The organism is Fibrobacter sp. UWB10, assembly GCF_900182935.1.
GTDB lineage: Bacteria > Fibrobacterota > Fibrobacteria > Fibrobacterales > Fibrobacteraceae > Fibrobacter > Fibrobacter succinogenes_O.
Genome location: NZ_FXUE01000001.1, coordinates 528193 through 547551, shown reverse-complemented (window position 1 = coordinate 547551; position 19359 = coordinate 528193). Strand labels below are relative to the sequence as shown.

The following is a 19359-nucleotide window of genomic DNA, read 5'->3' as shown; positions in this document are numbered from 1 at the left end:
ATTTATCGCAATTTATTGAATTTTTTCATTTCTTTGTCAAGAAATGTGTCAACGAATTTTGCATAAATAAGAGTTGTTTCGACATTGCGATGGCCTAGTAATTTGCTGGTCGATGGTAAAGATATTCCGAGTGAAATGCAGGTTGTTGCAAAAGTGTGTCTAGCCAAGTGGCAATGGATGTATTTGTGATAACCTAGTTTTGGGGCGACTCTGCGAAGAGTTCTGTTAAAATGTGAATTTTCTACCACTTTAAAAATTCGACCTTGTGATAATTTCTCGGGCAAGAGCAATCGTGCTTGGATGGGGATAGGAATATATACGGGTTCTCCTGTTTTGTGGGTTTGTTTGCGGATTTTCCAATCGAAAATTTCCGATGCGTCGAGTGAAAGAAGGTCGCTGTATCGTAGGCCGGTAAAGCAACTGAATAGGAATACATTCATAACATTCTGTTCTGTTTCTGTGAGAGAATGCTTGTTGTCTAGATAATTTAGATACAGATGCTTAAGTTCGTTAGTTGTAAGGAAACTCCGTTTTGAGTAAACTCGTCCAATTTTGATGTTCTCGAAAGGGTCTGTTTTTAATAGCTTGTCAATGAGCATTTTTCTAGTAAAAATTCTGAATACGGATAATGCCTTGGCAACGGTATTCGGTTTATCGCCCTTTTGTTGTAAGAATGATTTATAATTACGAATAAAAGATTCGTCAATATCTTCGCAGTGAATTTCTGGATTGAAATCTGTGATTTTTTTTAGATTCCAGTAATAGGTACGTATAGTTGTGGGGGCAAGATTTTCCTTGTATTTTTCAAGGTTAAGATATTTGAGTGCAGTGTTAAAGAATAGCATTGTTTCTCCAGATGAGTATGATAAAAACCCTTGTTTTAGAGGGAAAGCTCAAATTAAAATAATCTGGAGAAAAAAAAGAAAATTTTTTTAGTTTAATATAATATAGGGTACCCAGCGCTTGTAGAATTTTTTCTGAAATTCTATTGGGGAGAGGATGGGGTTGTGATCACCTTGGATAATGAATCGTGTTGTAGGGTACTTGTGTGCGAGTTCCGCAATTTGTGCAAGTGTGTTTTGTAACTTAACGGTGTAGACGGAATAGATTGAATCTACGTTGCTATTATATATGTCCTGAAATTCTGTTATTGGAAATTTTGTGTCTGCAGTTGTCCAAGCAACAAAGTGCTTTTGCGTTGAGTCTGCAATAATGCTGTTAATCTTTGAAATCATTGTTTGGTCATTTAAACCGTTGCCGTAAATGTCTTCATTAAAGCCGATGTTTTTTATGTATTTAAATCGGTAATGTTCTAGGCTATCGCCGCCGAATAGAAATGCGGTTTGATAACCTAGATCGTTAAATACATTGGGTAAAAATAATGTATCCTTTTGCTTGGTGATTGAATCGCGAGTGATTGCTTTGATCAAGTCTTCGCGTTCGGCGGTGCGAGTTCGGCTGTACATGCGATTGTGTATGCCAGTCGTATTCGTGATTCCTTTGAAAACCACTAATTGCTTTTCAAAACGTTGAATGTCTAATGGTACGCCCCAGCTTTCCACAAGAATGATTACATTGTTTCGTGTCGTATCTACAAAATCTCGTGTGATGGTGACAGAGTCTGTGACAGTGTATTTCTTGCGGAATTCTTCGGTAACATCATTACGCTGAACAGGCTTAGGTGCAATTCGTTCAAGGTAGTCTATAGTCGGAAATTGTGCTAGGGGTTGTGCCGCATAACGGTTGTATGTTTCTAGATGCAATATTAGGGCGACGAATAGAATAAAGCAGATGGTATTGAATTTGAATGGTTTGAGTGGACTTACTATTGCTAAGGAAAGACCCGTGGTGATGAATGGGATAATCCCATACCAGCTGGTATTCCATTCTTTTATTGCCAATAAATTATGTAAGTCTATCCAAGAAATAATGAACAGAGTTCCGGTTAGTAGGATGAGTAAAATAATCCTCAAAAAATTTTTGGATACTTTGTTTTTGACTAAAATGATAAATAGTAATAATGCGAAATACTCATAGCCAAAGAGTCCTCGGACAATGTCTTGGCCCTTCTCGAAAGTGAGCAAGAAAGGCACAATTGTTATGAGGGCGCTTGCTATCAGTGGGTACAGGAGTCTTTTCATTGTTTGTTCTCCTGTGTATTGTTGACATTGACAAGCCTGTATTTATAGAAAGTCATTTCTCCGATTTGTTTGAGCGTGTCTACAGTGACGCTGTCGTAATAATGCCGTTGCAAAAAGTCGGCGAGATTTGACTCGTTTAAAACGATAACATTGTCGTGAACAATATCTTTAATGGGATTGCTGATTCCGTAACTGTTTAAGGCTTCTTTTACTTCTGGTAAGTAAGGAGTCCAGTAACCAAAAGAAACTGTATTTCTATAGATTCCGCTAGACTCCGCCAAATAAGGCGGGTTCCGATGATGGCTGAATCGCATAAACGCGTTCATCGAAAGTAGGAACATTTTATCGGGTTGGCTGTCAATATAGTTGAAAACTTGAACATAATCGGTCGTGTCTTCGATTGCTAGAGTGCGCATGCTGCCGCTACTTGGATCTCGCACCATTTCGCCAGAGGTTGCGTATGCATATATGTTGGCGCATGCAATGATGGCGAGAATCGCATAAACTAGCTTGTGCGAAATAGTAAATTTGAGTTTGCCATATAGTGGGATGGTGAGAACTGCGGCATATAGCCAGAATCCGCTTTCGACGCGATATACGAGCCTGCCCATGGCTAGCAAATATGCTATGAACGCGAGTGTTAGGATGAGAGATGCCCATAGGTATAGGAATTTCTTTGGATTGGTTGAATATGTAATCAAGCACAGAATAAACCATGTCCAAAAAAGTGGCGAATGAATAGATTTGCTTAAAGCTTTTAGCAAATTACGGGGTACAAGTTGTGTCGGATTTGGATCGCGGTATGATTGGATAATGTCGGTATAGCGCTTGAGACTGTCTACAGCAAATACCTCGGTGTCGTATAGAACCCATTTTTTGAGCATTTGGTAATCTTTACCTGATAGTCCTAACTCTTCAGCGTCTTCGTAAACAGCATTTTGGTTGTAATTTCCGTTGTCTCCTAAGGCTACACGTGGACTTTGAAATTTGACGAAATCTGCATAAACTGAGGAATGGTAAATTTGCTGGTCAAAATGGTGCGCTGCGAATGCGCCTGTGAAAAGAACTCCAAGACCTACAATTACATGCCATTTGGCTTTCCAACATTCTTTTAGGATGAACAACATCCCCAAGCAGAAGAATGGCATCCCCATCAGGAACGCCTGCCAGCGCATAACGGAACCCCATAGCATTAGGATTACACCTAAAATAAACGGAAGTTTGTGCCTTGGTTGCGTTATCACCCCATGTGCGAATAGTAACATTCCCGCTGCACTCAAAATAGATGCACATTGTGTGAATTGTACAACTAGGTAAAAATCGCTTGCAAAAAGCGCTGTAAACAGGGTTGCAAGAATAACTCCCCAGCGTTCTCCGCACCGTTGCAATAATACATAGCCGATTACAGTGAAAGAGAGAAAAACAGAGAATATTTCTCCAATATAGTACCATCCAATTTTTGGGAAAAGGTGGTAAAGAGGCAAGAGAGCGTAGCCGTAGATGGCATTTACGAAAATTAGGTGGGGATTGTATTCTGTACCCAGGGCGCCAGTGAGTCGGGCTGCAATAAAGTAGTCGTCAATCGCCCCGAATTTGAGATCGCCAAAAATGAGGCACAAACCTAAAAAGAATAGGTTGATAACGACTGAATATGCTAGAGCTCGTTTAAAAAGCATATAGAAAATATATATTTATTTCTGTTATGAGTGTTCGCGTTTGTCAGGTGCTGCATGGGATTGTAGGCGGCGGTTCGGAGCAGGTTGTTCTGAATTATTGTTCTCGTATGCGTGACATTCATTTTGATTTGCTGTACCAGTACGAACCAAACCCACAAATATTAGAACGCTTTAATGAGGCTGGAATCAACTGCATCCAGATTCCCGATAAGGTTCATCATCCACTGAAACACATATGGAATATGTTCCGAATCTTTAGAAAGGGGCATTACGATGTTGTGCATGGTCATTTGGACTGGTTCATGAACAGCTACGTGTGCTTTTTGGCTATGCTCGCTGGAGTCAAAAAAAGATTTGCCCATCATCACCAGTCATATGGAAATAACATCCTTTGTGCTATAATGCGCGTTCCCTGCAAACTCTTTGCTACCCATTGGTTGGCTTGCGGCGAAGCCGCCGCCATCAATGCCTGGGGGCATAACGCTGTAAAGAAAGGTAAGGTGACGATTCTCCCCAACGCAATCGACCCGGAACGATTTAAGTTTAACGAAGCTGCTCGCCGAGAGATTCGTGCGAAATATGGAATTGCAGAGAACGATTTTGTGATAGGGCATGTGGGAAGATTCTATCCGCAGAAAAATCATGAGTTTTTGATAGATATGTTCGCGGATCTCCATAAACAGATGGCAAACGCGAAACTGCTATTGCTGGGCGATGGCCCGTTGCAGGAACGGATTGAACAAAAAGTTAAATCGCTTGGCTTGTCAAACTTCGTAATCTTTGCTGGTCTGCAAAAAGATCCTGCTCCGTTCTATAGTGTGATGGATGTATTTGCTTTCCCGTCTCTGTGGGAGGGCTTGCCGCTTACACTTGTTGAAGCTCAATATGCAGGATTGCCGTGTATAGTGAGTGAAAATGTGACTCGGGAAGTGGTTTTGTCTGAACAATGTGTACTGATAAAAGGATTTAATTCCGATTCTTGGAAAAATTCTCTAGAACGAGCATTTTGTGTAGGAAAAAGGCCGAATTCGGTACTTTTGCCACAATATAATATTAACAATACTTACAGCCATTTAAGTAAAATGTATAAGGAATGCATCAATGGCTAATAGAATATTGTCCTGTGTGATTCTTAATTACAATGATGCTCCCACGACAATAGGTCTAGTGGAAAGTATAAAAGATTATGCCCTACTGGATTATATCGTGATTGTAGATAATTGCTCGACAGATGATTCCTGGGAACAGTTGCAAAATTATAAGAACGACAAAGTACATGTGATTCAAACGCCTAGGAATGGTGGGTATGGTGCTGGAAACAACTTTGGATTACGATATTCTTCTGACATTTTAAATGCAGATTATTCAATTATCGCGAATCCAGATGTGCAATTTGATGAAGATTGTGTGGAAAACTTTTTGCAGACTTTGCAGGAAGATTCTTCGGTTGCTGTAGTCTCGGCTAGACAGTCTAATTCGCCTGATTGCGCTTGGAAAAATTGTTCCACCTTGCAATACATACTAGCAACGAGCTTATTTTTTGAAGTGTGGCTAAAGATCCGTTTCTATCCAAAGAAATATTTTAAGGGTAAAGATTTTGTTCCTGTATTTGCTGTTCCTGGTTCAATGTTGATGGTTGATTTGAAAAAAATGCTAAAGTATGGCATGTACGATGAGGAATTCTTTCTTTATTATGAGGAACCTGTTTTGGGACAGAAATTTGATGAAGCTGGTCTTAAGACAGTTTTACGCTTAGATTGCGCTTATATTCATAATCACCATGTTTCTATATCTAAGACGTATCGCCGATGGTCGCAACAACATGCAATACTATTGAAGAGTGCAGAATTGTTTTTGAAAAGATATAAAAAAGCGAGTGCGTTACAGATGGCGTTCGCTAAGTTGTGGTTTGCATATACAAAATTTGAATTTTGGTTGTATGATTTATTTTGTCGTTTAAAGCATGATTCCAAAAAGAGAAAGACAAAAAACTCGATATAGAAATAGTTTCCATTTTTTTCGGGGACAAAGGGCAATTTCGTTATAGTTTTTTATGTAAAATAGGACAGATTGCGTTCTATGCTTGTCGGAAGAAAGATTCTCGAAGAATGCTAAAGCATTATTTATATAAACATCATTGTAGGTGTTTTTGCGCTTTATGAATGTAAGCATGGCGATGTTATGTCTGTATATATGATGCCGATATTTATTTGCTTGAAAGGCCGTTTTTAAAGAGTGAACTAAATTGAATTTTCTGAACCCTGTCACGTTTTGGCTGTGTGTCCTATAAAGGAGGATTATGTCTGATGTGTATTTACATCCATTTTGCATGGCGGCGTTTAGAGCAATCCAATGATCGTGAAATTTAATGCCATCTGGAAATGGTAAAATTGACGAAAGCAATGTCTTTTTAAAAAGACATGCTGTTCCTTGAATAAGGTTGTAGAAACACTCGTGCTTGAATAAGGAGTCCGAATTGCTTGGCTCATATTCTACAGAAAGTGATTCCTTTACGGTTGATCCGATTTTTTTTCCAAGTTTGTCGATAATAATGCCGTTTGCTCCAATGCAATCGTTTTTTCCTATATTGTTCAGCAAGTATTCTAGATGATTATTTGTCCAGATGTCGTCTTGATCACAGCAGGCGATATAATCTCCTGTGCACAGGGATATGGCTTGTTCAAAATTTTTTAGAAATCCCAATTGTTTTTTATTTTGTACAATTTTGATGCGAGAATCTTTTTCTTTGTATTCTTTAAGGATTGACAATGTGTGATCTGTGGAACAATCGTCACATATGATTAACTCGAAATCTTCAATCGTTTGTGAAAGAATTGATGATATCTGTTCAGAAATAAATTTTTCCCCGTTATACGATGTCATTGCTATGGAAATCATCATTTGTTTACCTATAAGTGTCGGGGATTCTGTTTTTTAGAATGTCTATGTATTTTTGCATATCGATATCATTTTCTTTTGTTTTTTCGTAAGAAAAGTCAAAAGCATTGCGATTGAATGATCTTTTCTGAGCTATGTCAGAACGTCCCCGAGAAATTTTTTTTACATATTCCTCTTCACTTTTGGAAAAATAGTGATTAATTCTAATTTTATTTAATGAGTTTTGGGGAGGAAACGGAGTGATTAATTTTTCTTCGTTTTCATTAACTGCTTTTTTCCCTCGAAATAGATGCATGTAGTGTGGTGTTAAAATTACTTTAATTGCATTGGGTTTGACAAAACATTTTAAATGCCTGTTTAAAGGATTGTTGTCGTTGTCGAATCTACGGGTATAGTTAGAAATCACGTATCCACTTGTTGGTTTATTTTTTTTCCCATTACAATCATACATACACCAATTTATGCCAAGCATGTCGTATGGTTCGAAATGTGTCAATACTTCTTTTAAATTTCTATAGTATTTGGGGTTTATGACGACAAATTCATCAATGTCGATAAATCCGATCCAGCGATTATTTTTTTTAAATCGGACGGATGCGTCGTTATATGCGGGCATTTGCATTGTTGTTCCTGGACAAAAAATGTATGAAACAATTCCTTTTTTTATGTAAGAGTCCAATATAGATCGAAGGTCATCGCTGGATTCGTTGTCGTAAATGTAAAAGTGTTCTACGCCGATGATTAGATGATATTCTATCCATTCACGAATGTATAATGCTTCATTTTTTACAATAGCAACAATTGATATTTGATGAATTTGCTGCTTATCATTTCCTTCCACGGTTAAGTTTGGAAGTGAGTGAGACTTGTACAAAATCCCTTTTAAGATTTCTTTTGAACGCCCAATAATTGCTTGCCAAGAATGTTGTTTCATTGCGATTATTAGGTTTTGCAAACGGAAGGTAATCATGTTGATTGATCTCGGATGATATGCTTCTTTAATAAGGCTTTTAAACTATGAATGTATATTGGGAAAAAAATATTGTGCTTGAAACAAAAAATTTCGATTTGAATTATTTGAGGAAATTCGTGGAATTTTTTTTTCAAAGCCTGTTGAAAAAAATATGTTTTTATAACATCTTTTATTTCATTGACTTTACTTTTAAATGATGCTTTGTTTTCATTGTGCAAGTAATATGTTTGCCAACTTAAAAAAAACGATCTTACTATTTCATTGTTAATTGCGTTGATGTTTTTTTTTCTTGTGTCTTTGTCTAATAGTTTGATGAACGCGCTATATTGTTCAAATGCATGTGGTATGTATCTGTGTGATGCAGATTGATTATGGATTCTATAAAAATACATTATGCTATTTAGATAGGATATTTTTTTTGAATGTTTGTAGGCAGATATGTTAAATATTCTGTCTTCACTCATTATCAGTGATTCTGGATAGCGAATGTTATTCTGGATAATGAGATTTTTTTTGAAAAGTTTACAGCATACTAAAGATGCACTATAGTATTTTTTTGCTGTAGTATAAATAATATTGCTGATAATAGAATCTATTTGTTTTTCAGATAAGATGTTTATGGGGGTGCTTGAAAAAAAACCATATTTTTGACAACCATTAAGGTCCTGTGCGGCCTCCCATAGGACAATGTCACTGTTGTTGCGTTTTGCATAGTTGTAGGCAATATCGCATGAATCTTTGGCTATCCAATCATCGCTGTCAACAAAGGTTAGGAACTCTCCTTGTGCATACTCTATGCCATAATTTCTCGTTGCAGAAACGCCGGAATGTTCTCGCCTGAAAAACTTGAATCGGGAATCCTTGGCGGAGAATTCTTCGCAAACAGAACATTCTGCTTCTGGAGCTCCGTCTGAAACCAAGATGAATTCGCATTCCTGCATTGTTTGGGCTGTCAAGGAGTCTAAACAGGCTCGAAGGTATTCCAACGGGACTTTGTAAACGGGGACAATGACGGAAACTTTAATCATAATAATTATTATTATTTATAAATATACAATGTGTTGAGGAAAAATGAAGTATTTATATGTCCTAGTTGGCTCGAAAAATGGGTTTTATTGCGAGCAAACATTGGTGTCTATGGCTTCATTAAAAAATGTTCGGCCAGATGCCTTTGTTACATTGTTAGTCGACTGCTTGACTGATAAGGGCTTTATCTCGGAATTAGAGCGAATAAAAAAATATGTAAATGAGTATATCGTTGTTCCTGTGGAGGAAAGTGTCCCTGCTATAGCAAGGTCACGCTACATAAAAACCTCTATGAGAAAATATGTCGAAGGGGACTTCTTATATGTTGATGCAGATACGGTGTGGAATGCACCTGTTGATGTTGCCGATTTTACGCAAGACGTAATGGGTGTCTTGGACGGGCACTGCTTGTTGACAGAACATCCCTTAAAAAAGGGAATAGAAGAAGAATTCAAGAAGGTGAACTGTAATCCTGGCGTCGAAAAATATGTAAATGGAGGAGTTCTTTTCTCAAGGGATTCAGAGGTATCAAGAACCTTCTTTGATTTATGGCATAAAAAATGGTTGGAGACTTCTACAAGCGGGTATTTCATTGATATGCCTTCGTTGAATTGTGCTATAAAACAGATTGGCGATGCTTTTGCTCTTTTACCGGATACGTATAATGTGCAGATAAGCCGGTCTTGGGAATATTTTTTTGATGCCAAAATAATCCATTTTTTTACGGGATGGCAGAGCGATTACTTTGAATCGCCATACTTATTTCAAAAAAAAGATTTCTGGAATGAAATAAAAGAAAATGGGTTGAATGAATCCATTCTAAAAATAATAAGCAAACCGTTGACGGCATTTGAAAGAACCTTGGGCGTATATGGAAACTCGGAAAAAGAATTTCGTGATACGGCTTTGTTTGGATTTATAGCTGATTTGTATAGATGTAGAAAAGAAAAAGGAACTTTTTACTTTCTAGAAAAACTTGTTCAATTTATTTCTTTACATTGGTTGAGCAAATAGGGGTTGTATGAAAGATAATGATGGAAGGCCTGCAGATAGACTTGTTTTAAGGGATTTGTATGAACAGTATTGGCGCTGTCGAGACTTTGAAATAAAAAATCTTTGGCAACGATCGGTTTTCTTGGGGGCGTTTCTAATTCTTTGCTTTACGGGATATGGTGCTTTTTTTTCAAAAGCTTTCTTTGATAAAGATAACCAGCTAATCTATTTTGATGAAGAAAGCTGGAAATGCCATATATTTGCTATGTTGATAGCTCTTTTGGGTGTTGCTTTTTCTCGTCTTTGGATTTGTTTGGCAAAGGCGTCTAAAGCATGGGTCGAGGTATACGAAACAGCCATTCGCGCAATTGAAAAAGAAATGTCAAAAAACAACATTTTAAAAAAATATATTGCATTTCAATACGACAATCTCCCATTTTATCCACAAAAAGGCAAACACAAATTTGACACATCTCTTCATAGTTTTAAAGGTGGAGCCTTTTCACCATCAAGAATTAATATCATAATAGGCTATGTAGCTTTATGGGCCATGTCTTTGTCTTTTGCAAACCATTGTGTAATGTTGCAAATTTTAAAATATCCTTGCCATTTAATTTGGTCCGTAATATTATGTTTTATTTTATTGGTACTTTGTCTTAGAGATGGAACATTCAGGCTCATTAAAAGCGATACTTTAAAAAACAAAGATCCTGAAGCAAAATGGATTGACGAACGTACTTTAATAAAATTGTATAAAAATGAATATCTTCTTTTGGAAAAAATTAAAAGTCGGTTATCTGTACTAAATTTTGTAGATGCGTCAAAGGCATCCTTTGGTAGTGAAGGGGAGTATGTTTATTTGACGTACAATTTTATTTATGAAGAAAATGAGATGAAATTAGATATTTTTGTTGAAAAAATAAATTTTAAACGTGTTTTTACAGAAATCAAATCTAAGACGTCTGGTGATGTTTTGTATAAAACCAATGTAAAGGGAGAATATTTATTTGAAAAGAAATGTTTCCCCTTCTTAAAAAAAACAAGAAACAAAAAATTAGATGAGGGCAAATTGGTGAATGATGTTGTAGCGCGTTTAAAAAAAGACATTTTTGAAAAAAAAGACTTGTATCGCTTTTTTCAAAAAAAATAAAGGGAAATCGTAACATGGCGTTCGTTGCAGTAAGTATTATAATGCCTGTGTATAATTCCAAAAACAGGGTCCGTTTTGCTATAGAGAGTGTTCTTTCTCAAGATTTTGATTCTTTTGAACTCATTCTTGTAGACGATGGTTCCACAGATAGTAGCGGGATTATTTGTGATGAATATGCAAAAGAAGATTCTAGAATTCACGTAATTCATCAAGAAAATGCAGGGACTTCGGCTGCGAGAAACGCCGGATTGAAGATTGCGAAAGGAAAATACATTACTTTTTGCGATCATGATGATGAATATTTGCCTCATTTACTACGCGATAATTACGAACTGATAGAAAAAGAGAAGGCGGATGTGTTGCAATTTTCCATTAATAGAATTTATACAGAGTCGAATAATCTTGTAGTAGAGCAACGACTAAAAAATGGTTCTGTTTTAGCTGAAGATTTGCCTTATAAGTATTTAGACGTTCGTTTAAATGAGAATTTTATCGATGTTTGGAATCACTTTTATAAAAGAGATATTGTTTCTGATTTAACGTTTGATTCTATTTTTAATCATGGAATGGAAGATATTTGCTTTAACTTAGCTTTAATGTCCCGGGTAAAGCAAAAATATGTATTTAATTCTGGAGTATATTATAATCATTATTTGTACTCTAATTCATCTGGTTCTGTTTCGAAGTTAAAAGCATCTAGTAATGTTGTCGAGCAGTTGCAAATCCTTTTTGATTTGGAATATGATTGTTTAAAGAATTTCTTTGCCCCGCAAAACGGGAGCGAAAGAAGATGCGTTAAAATTTTAAAGAAAAGTTTTTGTTTTTTAGTCAATCGCGTGAATCTTGCTTCAAAAAAAGATTTTGACAAGTTTAGAAAAATGAATTTGTTTTGCAACTATCCATTCAAATTGAGCAAATTGGACAATCTTTTTTTGTGGTCGTTTAATAATAACTATTGGTTATTTAGGTTTTTGTTAAAACTCGGATTTGGAGATGTAGAAAATGGTTATGAACAATCTTGGTTATACGTTTTTTTTTATAACCTATATCGATCAAAAAGAGGACGTTGGCTTTTTGATCTTTGTGACGTCTGCGTAAAAGTTTTAACACTGCCTTTTAGATTGGTTAAATAGAGCGAACAGCCCTAATCAAGCCTTTCCTAAAATATGGAGGCTGTTGATGCTTGTCCCAAGGGAATAGCATATAACCATCCGAAAATTCAAAATGATAGTCCATATCTTCTAGTAGAGATGATATCGTTTCTGCGTGGCGAGCTTTATGGTATGTACAACAAGCAAGTTTAATTTTATTTTGAGATGTGAGAAAATCCTTGCTTCCTTGAATGACCGATTCTTCTGCCCCCTCAATATCCATTTTTATAAAGAATGATTCTTCGCTAAACTTGTCAAAAAGACTATCAAGTGTTACTGTGTTCTCAGATTTTTCGCCGCTTAAAAATTTTTGAATGATTGTAACTTTGTCTTTATAAGGAGCGAATGTTACCTGTAAGGGTTTAAGCCAAATAGCATCAGCTTCCAGTAAATATACATGTTTGGCTTTTTCAACAGAATCAAGTGCAAAAAGAGCTTCAGCGCAGCCTGCGTCTACAATAATATCGTCTTGTTCCACATGGAAGGATTCTGTTACATATTGATGAGGCGCTTTTTCTGTATATCCTCCGCCAAGTAAATTCTCTCGTTCAATATAATTACGATATGCATTACTAGCTGTCTCTGGAGACCAACCTTTAGGAAAATACAAACGATTGTTGTTGTGAATAACAAAGGAAAGTTTGTATTTCTCGTCGTATCCTGAAACGGGTGGATTTATTTTTTTTGTTTGTGGGTATAAGAATGGGACCATTGTATGCACATTCTTCAAATACCTAAGTTCATTGCGATATTGATCAGCTTCATCCTTATGTGTGTCAAAGTATATTTCAACGATTTCTTTTCTTACGGAAAGTATATCTTCTTGTAAATTACAAATAATCTTATTCTGAGTTTGAATTACCTTAATGCAGTCTTGCTCATTGTTGTATTTGAACAATGTGTGTAAATTACAGATGAAATTTGAAAATGCTTTTTTCACAAAATTAAATGGAGTCATTGAGATGCTCCTTGATGAAAGTGTCCATATCTCTATTGCAAATTTTCCTAACATTGCAATTGATTTTTTCTATAGGCCAATTCCACCATTGTATTTTTTGTAACGAATTAATTGTTTCTGTTGAAAAACGGTATTTTACTATCTGAGCGGGATTTCCTGCAACAACCGCATAAGGCGGGACATCTTTTGTTACAACAGCTTTTGCCGCAACAACAGCCCCGTTTCCAATGGTAACCCCAGAGAGAATTGTTGCTCCCCAACCAATCCAAACGTCATTGTCAATAATCACATCGCCTTTCGTACCAGGATGCCCTGTAATATCACGTGCATTAGGGAACAGCTCATTCAAGACATTGAATGGGTACGTTGAGACCCAATCGGTTCTGTGATTACCACCCAAAAAAATGGTAACATCCTTTGCAATGGAACAAAATTTTCCGATTTTCAATGTAGCCTTTTCGCCCCAATGCATAATTGTTGGAATCCCATATGTAAAGTCTCCAATAGCGTATTGGAATCCTAAAACGTCCTTTGTATATAAAGTCGTTTTAGTTTCTTCTTTTTTAGGCTTTCGTCCAAAAATTTTATTTATCAATCCAATCATAAGATCCAAAGACACATCCGTAATCAAAGGTTTCTAATTTTGCAAATTCAGAGCCTGCATCAACAATATCAAAACTGCAGATTTTATCTATTTGTTCGTATACGGTAACGGCGGGGCGATAGATGATTGTTTGAATAGAATAATGACCACGTGTAAGAAACGGAGAATGAATCTTCAGCCTTTTTGTGTCGAAAATAGGGGTCTCCGCAGAGAATATCTTTCTGTTTTGATAATCTAATATGGATATGAGCAAAAATGTTTCTGGAGCACTTATTGTTGATTTTATCTTTATATCTATTAGAATTTCGTCCGTATGCTGAAAATGATCACATGGTATTTCGTCTTGATTAAGGAGCTGTACTGATTGAATGCGTATATTTTTTGCATTAGATGGACTTGCTTGGTATGAATGCTGGTTTGTTTCAGAGGCCAGATAAAAAGAAATGGTTTCTTCAATGCTACCAGAATAAGAGATTTGCCCTTGATTTAATAAAATTCCAATCTTGCAGAGTTGACGCATGCTCCCCATATTGTGGCTTACGAACAGCACGGTTCTGCCCTCGCCGCGGCTTACGTCCTGCATCTTGCCGATGGCTTTTTTCTGGAATTCGGCGTCGCCCACGGCAAGCACTTCGTCCACCACCAATATTTCGGGTTCCAGGTGTGCCGCGATGGCGAACCCGAGACGTACGGTCATGCCGCTGCTGTAGCGTTTCACGGGGGTGTCCAGGTAGCGTTCGCAGCCGCTGAAGTCCACGATTTCGTCGAGCTTGCGGGTAATCTCGGCGCGGCTCATGCCCATGATGGCGCCGTTCATGTAGATGTTCTCGCGGCCGGTCATTTCCGGGTGGAATCCGGTGCCCACTTCGAGGAGGCTCGCGATGCGGCCCCGCGCGCGGATGGTGCCGGTGGTGGGGGCGGTCACGCGGCTGAGCAACTTGAGGAGCGTGCTCTTGCCGGCGCCGTTACGCCCGATGATTCCCACGACGTCGCCCTGCTCCACCTTGAAGTTGATGTCCTTCAGGGCCCACACGTAGTCGCTTGCGCCCTTGTGCGCGCGGTCGTTGACTTCGCCCACCTTGAGGTAAGGGTCCTCGCGGCGCAGCACCTTGGTCTGCCAGAACCTGTTCAGGTCGTGGCTGAGCGTTCCGGTGCTCACTAGCCCCAGGCGATACTGCTTGCTGATGTTTTCGAACTCGATCGCGGTCATCTTGTTGAGTAATATAGATTAAAAGGGGCTGCCGGGAGGGCTGTTCAAAAAAATTGTCGCGCACCTATTGACAAAGATGCCCTGAGAAATTATATTTAGTGCACAAGTGAGTAGATGGCACTCGCGAAAAGCGATTGAAGACCCGCAATTTCAAGCCTGTTTGCGGGGAGGAGTGAAAAATGAGCGAAAAAGAGGCGTTGCCGGTTGCCGAGAAGAACGAAATCATCGTGTACCAGCCGGAGGGCGGAGAATTCCACATTGAGGTTCGGGTTGAAAATGAGACTGTCTGGCTCACGCAGGCACAGATGGCGGAGTTGTTCTCTACGGACAGAACATCCATTAATAGACACATCCGCAACATATTCCAAACGCAGGAATTAGACGAAAAGTCAACCTGTGCAAAAATTGCACAGGTTCGCATGGAGGGCGGAAGAGCTATTAAACGAATGCAGCCCTTTTACAACTTGGATATGATTATTTCCGTTGGTTACAGGGTTAATTCTATTTGTGGTACTCGATTTCGCCGTTGGGCCAACCAGGTGCTTAAAGAGCATATGCTTAGGGGCTTTAGCATTAACCAACGGTTAATCTCACATGAAAATAAACTTGAAAGTCATGATTCTCGCATAATGAATCTTGAAAAACAGGTGGATTTCTTCGTAAAAGCGAACTTGCCTCCAAGTGAGGGTTTGTTGCCGGCGCATGCGCATTGGAGCGGTTACGAGTTTGCTATGCAATTGGTGCGGTCTGCAAAAAAGGAACTTGTCATCATTGATCCGTTTGCCAATGACATGGTTCTTTCTCTTATGGCAAAACGAGCCGAAGGGGTGAAGGCGACCATCTATTCTGCCAGAATAACCCATGCCATGAGGGAAGAGGAGGCTCGCTTGAATAGGCAATTCCCGATAGTTCGCTTGGAAAATATGCGCGAGGTTCACGACCGTTTTGTCATCGTTGATGACGTGGTTTATCACGTGGGGGCGTCGTTCAAGGATCTTGGGAACCAGATGACTGCATTTTCAGTGCTGAACTTTATTACTAAGGAACAGGTGCTCGCGATGGTGAAGTGACTCGAATTTAATTAAATGTTCTAGTGCTCAAAATTTCAAAACACTGCGGTTTCACGCTTGTTCGCAGGGAGGTAATGATGGTCATGAAATGAGTAAAAGATTGCGTATGTAGTTGTTATAACTATCACAAAAAAGTGTTTTATCTAATTTTTTTACGATAATCGTCATTTTTGCGATGATTATTATGTATATTACTAACCATGTGGAACGAAATGACTACACCCTCCATTTTGAAGGAAATGGGCTCAAGGCTCAAGGAATACCGCCTGCGTAAAGGGCTTATGCAGTCTGAACTGGCTGAGTCTGCCGGCGTGGGCGTAGGTACAATTGCCAAGATGGAACGCGGAGGCGCCGTGTCCGTACAAATCCTTTTAAGTGTGCTGCGTTCCCTAGGCATGCTTGAAAATGTAGAGCAGCTTTTGCCTGAGCCCCCCGTAAGTCCACTCTTGTTGCGCAAGTTGCAGGGCGGCAAGATTCAGCGTATTAAACGGAGCAATGCCAAATGAGCGAACTTGTCGTAAACGTGCGTTTGTGGGGCAAGCCTATCGGGGCGTTGTCGTGGGATACCTCGCGGGGTGTTGCCTATTTTGAATATGAACCCAATTTTGTCCGCAATCCGTTGCCGGTATCCCCGATAAAGATGCCCGTGGCAAAGGGTGTTTTCTCTTTTGCCGAGAATAGGAACAACTGCTTTCGCGGACTCCCAGGACTCATTGCGGATTCGCTCCCGGATAGGTTCGGTGACCAGATTATATCGGAATGGTTCCAGACCATGGGACGACCGCTAGAGACGGTGACTCCGCTGGAACGCCTGTGCTATGTCGGCAAGCGTTCTATGGGCGCCTTGGAATTTGAACCTAGCTTGTCTACGCTGGGACTAGACGAATCTACAGAAATTTTTGTGGGCGATCTCGTAAAACTGGCCGAGAGTGTTTTTCGGGACCGCGAAAAATTCCGGGAAAAGCTTGTCCAACAGGATAAGACTTTGTACGATATTTTACGAGTTGGAACTTCTGCTGGTGGTGCAAAACCCAAAGCGATTATTGCCTATAACGAATCCACGGGTGAGGTGCGTAGTGGCCAGGTGCCTGCGCCAAAAGGGTTCGAATATTGGCTGCTCAAGTTTGACGGTGTAAGTTATCGAGAACATGATAGCATTACCGAAATCCCCCGCGGGATCGGCAATGTTGAATACGCTTATTACAAGATGGCGTTACGGGCTGGAATCCGCATGAGCGAAAGCCGCATTCTGGAAGATAGCTGCGGTTGCCACTTTATGACCAAGCGTTTTGATCGCAAATGTGACGGGTCTAAACTGCACATGCAAACGCTTGCGGCCTTGGCCCACTTGGATCGAGACGCACGTCATTCATACGAGGATGCCTTTGCTGTAATGCGCAAACTCGGGCTCGATGCCAAGGCCGACGAAGACATATTCCGTTGCATGGTGTTCAATGTGTTGGCAAAAAACAATGACGACCACACCAAGAACATTTCCTTCTTGATGGATGAATCCGGTATCTGGAAACTTGCTCCCGCATATGACTTGTGCTATGCCAACAACCCGAGGAGTCGCTGGATAAATCGCCACCAGATGTCAGTGAATATGAAACAAGAGAATGTCTCGCGCGATGATCTTAAAGCGGTGGCGGAACGCGTCGGAATCCGCAAGTACGCGGGAATTATAGACCAAGTCGAAAATGCTGTTGCTTGTTGGAACGAGATTGCAAAGGACTGCGGCGTTCGCGAAAACCATCGCGAAGAGATTTCGCGCGAATTGCTTACGTCGAATGGCATCCGCCTATTTCCAAGAATCAGATATGTGCTTGGGAATGATTGATTCCATGTAAAGGTAGCTGTAATGGTTCATGGTGTGTACGACTATTTTGACGGGTATTGAGTCTCCAGTGGTAAGTATTGCGTCACCGTAGTATGTGAAAAAACGTTCTCTTTTTTTGAGGTTGATCGTAGTGCATATTATATTGTCGCCTTTACTGTACTTATTGAAATGTTCCGTCGCTTGGGCTACAACCAATTCATTTTTTTCACAGGAAAGCGGCCCGGCAATGAGCGAGACTAAGAGGCCGACACCGATGATTCCCAACCCTACGGTCCGGAGCATTCTCCTTTCTGGATCATATCGGGAGCCCCTAAAGATCGAAATACAATTGAAAATGAGGAAGAACCAGGCAATCAATGGGGCGTACATGCATACGCAGTCGATAAATTTGTCGGGAACAAAACCTGTGCTTAAATAGAGCCACGCTGTTCTAGAACACAATGCAATGAGCACGATGTTGATTATGGGCCAGGTGAGCGCTTTTACGGGGTTCTCTTTAAATTTAGTGCACCAATTCTTTTCTAAAGCGATATCGTGGGCTTTGAGCTGGGTGACAACCTTTTCTCCTTTGCAGCTGCTGCAGATTCCTTTTTTTGCACTGACGCCGGTCCCTAGGCAGTCGGGACAGTCTACCAGGTTGATGATGCTTGTGCCGTCACAAGAGATGCATTTTCTGATTATGCCAAAGGTCTTGCCTTTTCCTTTGCATTCGTTGCATTTGTACGATGCCCGGATTTCTTGCTCGTCTTCTGTGCGCGGGCAATTCTTGTATTGCAGCGTAACTTTATGTGTCTTGGAGCGCGCCATTTACACTGTATCCATGAAGGTGCGCTGGATTTTGTTAAATACGACAATGCCAAGTGCGAGGATGAAGGCGGCGAAGCCGGCTGTGTAGCCGAGGGCTGCCCAGCTGAATTCGCCCACGCCGAGCATGCCGAACTTGAAGGTTTCCATAATGCTGGTGAGCGGGTTTGCTTGCATGAGCATTTTCAGGCGCGGATCTTCGATGGTGCTGAGCGGATAGATTACCGGAGTGGCGTACATCCATAGTTGCACGATAAACGTGAGCAAGAATGTGAGGTCGCGGTATTTGGTGGTGAGGCTGCTGAATAGCACACCAAAGCCGAGTGCGAGCGCTGCGATGAGCGCGATCAGTACGGGTGTGAGCAGCAGGTAAATGTTCGGGTGCACTGGGGCGTCAGTGAAAATCAGGTAGTACGCAAATACAATCAGGAATAGCCCCATTTGAATGCTGAGTCGCACCAGGTTGCTGGTAACGGTTGCCAGCGGCACGACGAGTCGCGGAAAATACACCTTGCCGAACATGTTCGCGTTTTCGATGAATGTTTTGCTGGTCTGGTTCAGGCATTCCGAAAAATAGGTCCACAGGCAAATGCCCGCGAGGTAAAAGAGCGGTTGCGGGAGCCCGTCGGTGCTGATTTTAGCGATGCCGCCGAACACGACCATAAACATGATGGTGGTCATGATGGGCTGGATAAAGAACCACAGCGGGCCGAGAATGGTTTGCTTGTACCAAGTGACAATATCGCGCTTCACGAACATGCGGTACAAATCGCGGTACTGCCAAAGTTCGCCAAAGTCCACTTCGAGTAAACTCGATTTGGGCTTGATGACGGTGGTCCATTCGCTTGTCTGCGTCGCTGCCATT

The 19359-nt window shown here is 40.1% G+C and carries 19 protein-coding genes; 8 read left to right on the top strand and 11 right to left on the bottom strand.

Going from position 1 to position 19359, the window contains the following annotated elements; translation table 11 throughout:
* Positions 1–2 precede the first annotated feature (2 nt).
* The 3 genes from QOL41_RS02245 to QOL41_RS02235 all read right to left on the bottom strand — a co-directional run bounded on the left by QOL41_RS02245 (position 3) and on the right by QOL41_RS02235 (position 3817).
* On the bottom strand, positions 3–845 hold the full coding sequence (locus tag QOL41_RS02245) for a tyrosine-type recombinase/integrase (protein WP_283428478.1): 843 nt from the start codon (positions 843–845) through the stop codon (positions 3–5).
* An 87-nt stretch (positions 846–932) separates the two neighbouring features.
* Complete coding sequence (locus tag QOL41_RS02240; RefSeq protein ID WP_283428477.1) at positions 933–2141, bottom strand: alkaline phosphatase family protein; 1209 nt, start codon at positions 2139–2141, stop codon at positions 933–935.
* Entirely contained in the window at positions 2138–3817 is a 1680-nt protein-coding gene (locus QOL41_RS02235; RefSeq protein WP_283428476.1) for a hypothetical protein, read from the bottom strand. The genes QOL41_RS02240 and QOL41_RS02235 overlap by 4 nt, the downstream gene beginning before the upstream one ends.
* Positions 3818–3843: 26 nt before the next feature.
* On the opposite strand from QOL41_RS02235, the gene QOL41_RS02230 reads away from it, so the two are divergent.
* Together QOL41_RS02230 and QOL41_RS02225 are read left to right on the top strand one after the other, a co-directional pair.
* A complete protein-coding gene (locus QOL41_RS02230; RefSeq protein WP_283428475.1) occupies positions 3844–4926 on the top strand; it encodes a glycosyltransferase in 1083 nt (360 codons plus the stop codon).
* 16 nt (positions 4927–4942) lie between these two features.
* Entirely contained in the window at positions 4943–5818 is an 876-nt protein-coding gene (locus tag QOL41_RS02225) for a glycosyltransferase family 2 protein (protein ID WP_283428474.1), read from the top strand.
* Here the strand turns inward: QOL41_RS02225 and QOL41_RS02220 are convergent.
* The 3 genes from QOL41_RS02220 to QOL41_RS02210 are packed head-to-tail and all read right to left on the bottom strand — an operon-like array spanning position 5774 to position 8716.
* Complete coding sequence (locus QOL41_RS02220; protein WP_283428473.1) at positions 5774–6718, bottom strand: glycosyltransferase family 2 protein; 945 nt, start codon at positions 6716–6718, stop codon at positions 5774–5776. The two genes, QOL41_RS02225 and QOL41_RS02220, sit on opposite strands and share 45 nt — an antisense overlap.
* Before the next feature lie 4 nt (positions 6719–6722).
* Positions 6723–7685, bottom strand: a complete 963-nt coding sequence (locus QOL41_RS02215) for a glycosyltransferase family 92 protein (RefSeq protein ID WP_283428472.1) — start codon at positions 7683–7685, stop codon at positions 6723–6725.
* Complete coding sequence (locus QOL41_RS02210; protein ID WP_283428471.1) at positions 7682–8716, bottom strand: glycosyltransferase family 2 protein; 1035 nt, start codon at positions 8714–8716, stop codon at positions 7682–7684. The genes QOL41_RS02215 and QOL41_RS02210 overlap by 4 nt, the downstream gene beginning before the upstream one ends.
* A gap of 109 nt (positions 8717–8825) precedes the next feature.
* Here QOL41_RS02210 and QOL41_RS02205 point away from each other — a divergent pair, with 109 nt between their 5' ends.
* From QOL41_RS02205 to QOL41_RS02195, 3 genes are read left to right on the top strand one after another with little or no spacing between them, the layout of a single operon-like run.
* Positions 8826–9728, top strand: coding sequence for a glycosyltransferase family protein (locus QOL41_RS02205; protein WP_283428470.1), 903 nt, complete (start codon positions 8826–8828; stop codon positions 9726–9728).
* A gap of 7 nt (positions 9729–9735) precedes the next feature.
* Positions 9736–10857: a RipA family octameric membrane protein gene (locus QOL41_RS02200; protein WP_283428469.1), complete on the top strand. Its 1122-nt coding sequence runs from the start codon at positions 9736–9738 to the stop codon at positions 10855–10857.
* Between the two features lie 14 nt (positions 10858–10871).
* Positions 10872–11990, top strand: coding sequence for a glycosyltransferase (locus tag QOL41_RS02195; protein ID WP_283428468.1), 1119 nt, complete (start codon positions 10872–10874; stop codon positions 11988–11990).
* Here QOL41_RS02195 and QOL41_RS02190 read toward each other — a convergent pair.
* Genes QOL41_RS02190 through QOL41_RS02180 form a run of 3 tightly spaced genes read right to left on the bottom strand, consistent with a single transcriptional unit; the run spans position 11983 to position 14780 of the window.
* Positions 11983–12966, bottom strand: coding sequence for an FkbM family methyltransferase (locus QOL41_RS02190; protein ID WP_283428467.1), 984 nt, complete (start codon positions 12964–12966; stop codon positions 11983–11985). The two genes, QOL41_RS02195 and QOL41_RS02190, sit on opposite strands and share 8 nt — an antisense overlap.
* Positions 12953–13570, bottom strand: coding sequence for a CatB-related O-acetyltransferase (locus tag QOL41_RS02185; protein ID WP_283428466.1), 618 nt, complete (start codon positions 13568–13570; stop codon positions 12953–12955). Before QOL41_RS02185 ends, QOL41_RS02190 begins: the two co-directional genes overlap by 14 nt.
* Positions 13551–14780 carry an ABC transporter ATP-binding protein gene (locus QOL41_RS02180; RefSeq protein WP_283428465.1) on the bottom strand — a complete coding sequence of 410 codons (1230 nt, stop codon included), beginning with the start codon at positions 14778–14780 and terminating at the stop codon, positions 13551–13553. The genes QOL41_RS02185 and QOL41_RS02180 overlap by 20 nt, the downstream gene beginning before the upstream one ends.
* Positions 14781–14959: 179 nt before the next feature.
* On the opposite strand from QOL41_RS02180, the gene QOL41_RS02175 reads away from it, so the two are divergent.
* The 3 genes from QOL41_RS02175 (at position 14960) to QOL41_RS02165 (ending at position 17690) form a co-directional block, all read left to right on the top strand.
* Positions 14960–15850: a virulence RhuM family protein gene (locus QOL41_RS02175; protein ID WP_283428464.1), complete on the top strand. Its 891-nt coding sequence runs from the start codon at positions 14960–14962 to the stop codon at positions 15848–15850.
* Between the two features lie 200 nt (positions 15851–16050).
* On the top strand, positions 16051–16356 hold the full coding sequence (locus QOL41_RS02170) for a helix-turn-helix domain-containing protein (protein WP_173653761.1): 306 nt from the start codon (positions 16051–16053) through the stop codon (positions 16354–16356).
* Positions 16353–17690: a type II toxin-antitoxin system HipA family toxin gene (locus tag QOL41_RS02165; RefSeq protein WP_283428463.1), complete on the top strand. Its 1338-nt coding sequence runs from the start codon at positions 16353–16355 to the stop codon at positions 17688–17690. The genes QOL41_RS02170 and QOL41_RS02165 overlap by 4 nt, the downstream gene beginning before the upstream one ends.
* Here the strand turns inward: QOL41_RS02165 and QOL41_RS02160 are convergent.
* Both QOL41_RS02160 and QOL41_RS02155 read right to left on the bottom strand, forming a co-directional pair.
* Entirely contained in the window at positions 17652–18497 is an 846-nt protein-coding gene (locus tag QOL41_RS02160) for a hypothetical protein (protein ID WP_283428462.1), read from the bottom strand. The genes QOL41_RS02165 and QOL41_RS02160 overlap by 39 nt on opposite strands.
* The gene (locus QOL41_RS02155) at positions 18498–19358 is read right to left on the bottom strand and encodes an ABC transporter permease (protein ID WP_283428461.1); all 861 of its coding nucleotides are present in this window, start codon (positions 19356–19358) and stop codon (positions 18498–18500) included.
* Position 19359: the final 1 nt, after the last annotated feature.

What these genes read in the sequence shown, in the direction of transcription:
- QOL41_RS02210 (WP_283428471.1), bottom strand. Translation starts at nt 8,716, where the DNA reads ATGATTAAAGTTTCCGTCATTGTCCCCGTTTACAAAGTCCCGTTGGAA.
- QOL41_RS02240 (WP_283428477.1), bottom strand. Translation starts at nt 2,141, where the DNA reads ATGAAAAGACTCCTGTACCCACTGATAGCAAGCGCCCTCATAACAATT.
- QOL41_RS02155 (WP_283428461.1), bottom strand. Translation starts at nt 19,358, where the DNA reads ATGGCAGCGACGCAGACAAGCGAATGGACCACCGTCATCAAGCCCAAA.
- QOL41_RS02195 (WP_283428468.1), top strand. Translation starts at nt 10,872, where the DNA reads ATGGCGTTCGTTGCAGTAAGTATTATAATGCCTGTGTATAATTCCAAA.
- QOL41_RS02170 (WP_173653761.1), top strand. Translation starts at nt 16,051, where the DNA reads ATGTGGAACGAAATGACTACACCCTCCATTTTGAAGGAAATGGGCTCA.
- QOL41_RS02245 (WP_283428478.1), bottom strand. Translation starts at nt 845, where the DNA reads ATGCTATTCTTTAACACTGCACTCAAATATCTTAACCTTGAAAAATAC.
- QOL41_RS02200 (WP_283428469.1), top strand. Translation starts at nt 9,736, where the DNA reads ATGAAAGATAATGATGGAAGGCCTGCAGATAGACTTGTTTTAAGGGAT.
- QOL41_RS02165 (WP_283428463.1), top strand. Translation starts at nt 16,353, where the DNA reads ATGAGCGAACTTGTCGTAAACGTGCGTTTGTGGGGCAAGCCTATCGGG.
- QOL41_RS02190 (WP_283428467.1), bottom strand. Translation starts at nt 12,966, where the DNA reads ATGACTCCATTTAATTTTGTGAAAAAAGCATTTTCAAATTTCATCTGT.
- QOL41_RS02205 (WP_283428470.1), top strand. Translation starts at nt 8,826, where the DNA reads ATGGCTTCATTAAAAAATGTTCGGCCAGATGCCTTTGTTACATTGTTA.
- QOL41_RS02185 (WP_283428466.1), bottom strand. Translation starts at nt 13,570, where the DNA reads ATGATTGGATTGATAAATAAAATTTTTGGACGAAAGCCTAAAAAAGAA.
- QOL41_RS02235 (WP_283428476.1), bottom strand. Translation starts at nt 3,817, where the DNA reads ATGCTTTTTAAACGAGCTCTAGCATATTCAGTCGTTATCAACCTATTC.
- QOL41_RS02230 (WP_283428475.1), top strand. Translation starts at nt 3,844, where the DNA reads ATGAGTGTTCGCGTTTGTCAGGTGCTGCATGGGATTGTAGGCGGCGGT.
- QOL41_RS02220 (WP_283428473.1), bottom strand. Translation starts at nt 6,718, where the DNA reads ATGATGATTTCCATAGCAATGACATCGTATAACGGGGAAAAATTTATT.
- QOL41_RS02180 (WP_283428465.1), bottom strand. Translation starts at nt 14,780, where the DNA reads ATGACCGCGATCGAGTTCGAAAACATCAGCAAGCAGTATCGCCTGGGG.
- QOL41_RS02175 (WP_283428464.1), top strand. Translation starts at nt 14,960, where the DNA reads ATGAGCGAAAAAGAGGCGTTGCCGGTTGCCGAGAAGAACGAAATCATC.
- QOL41_RS02215 (WP_283428472.1), bottom strand. Translation starts at nt 7,685, where the DNA reads ATGATTACCTTCCGTTTGCAAAACCTAATAATCGCAATGAAACAACAT.
- QOL41_RS02160 (WP_283428462.1), bottom strand. Translation starts at nt 18,497, where the DNA reads ATGGCGCGCTCCAAGACACATAAAGTTACGCTGCAATACAAGAATTGC.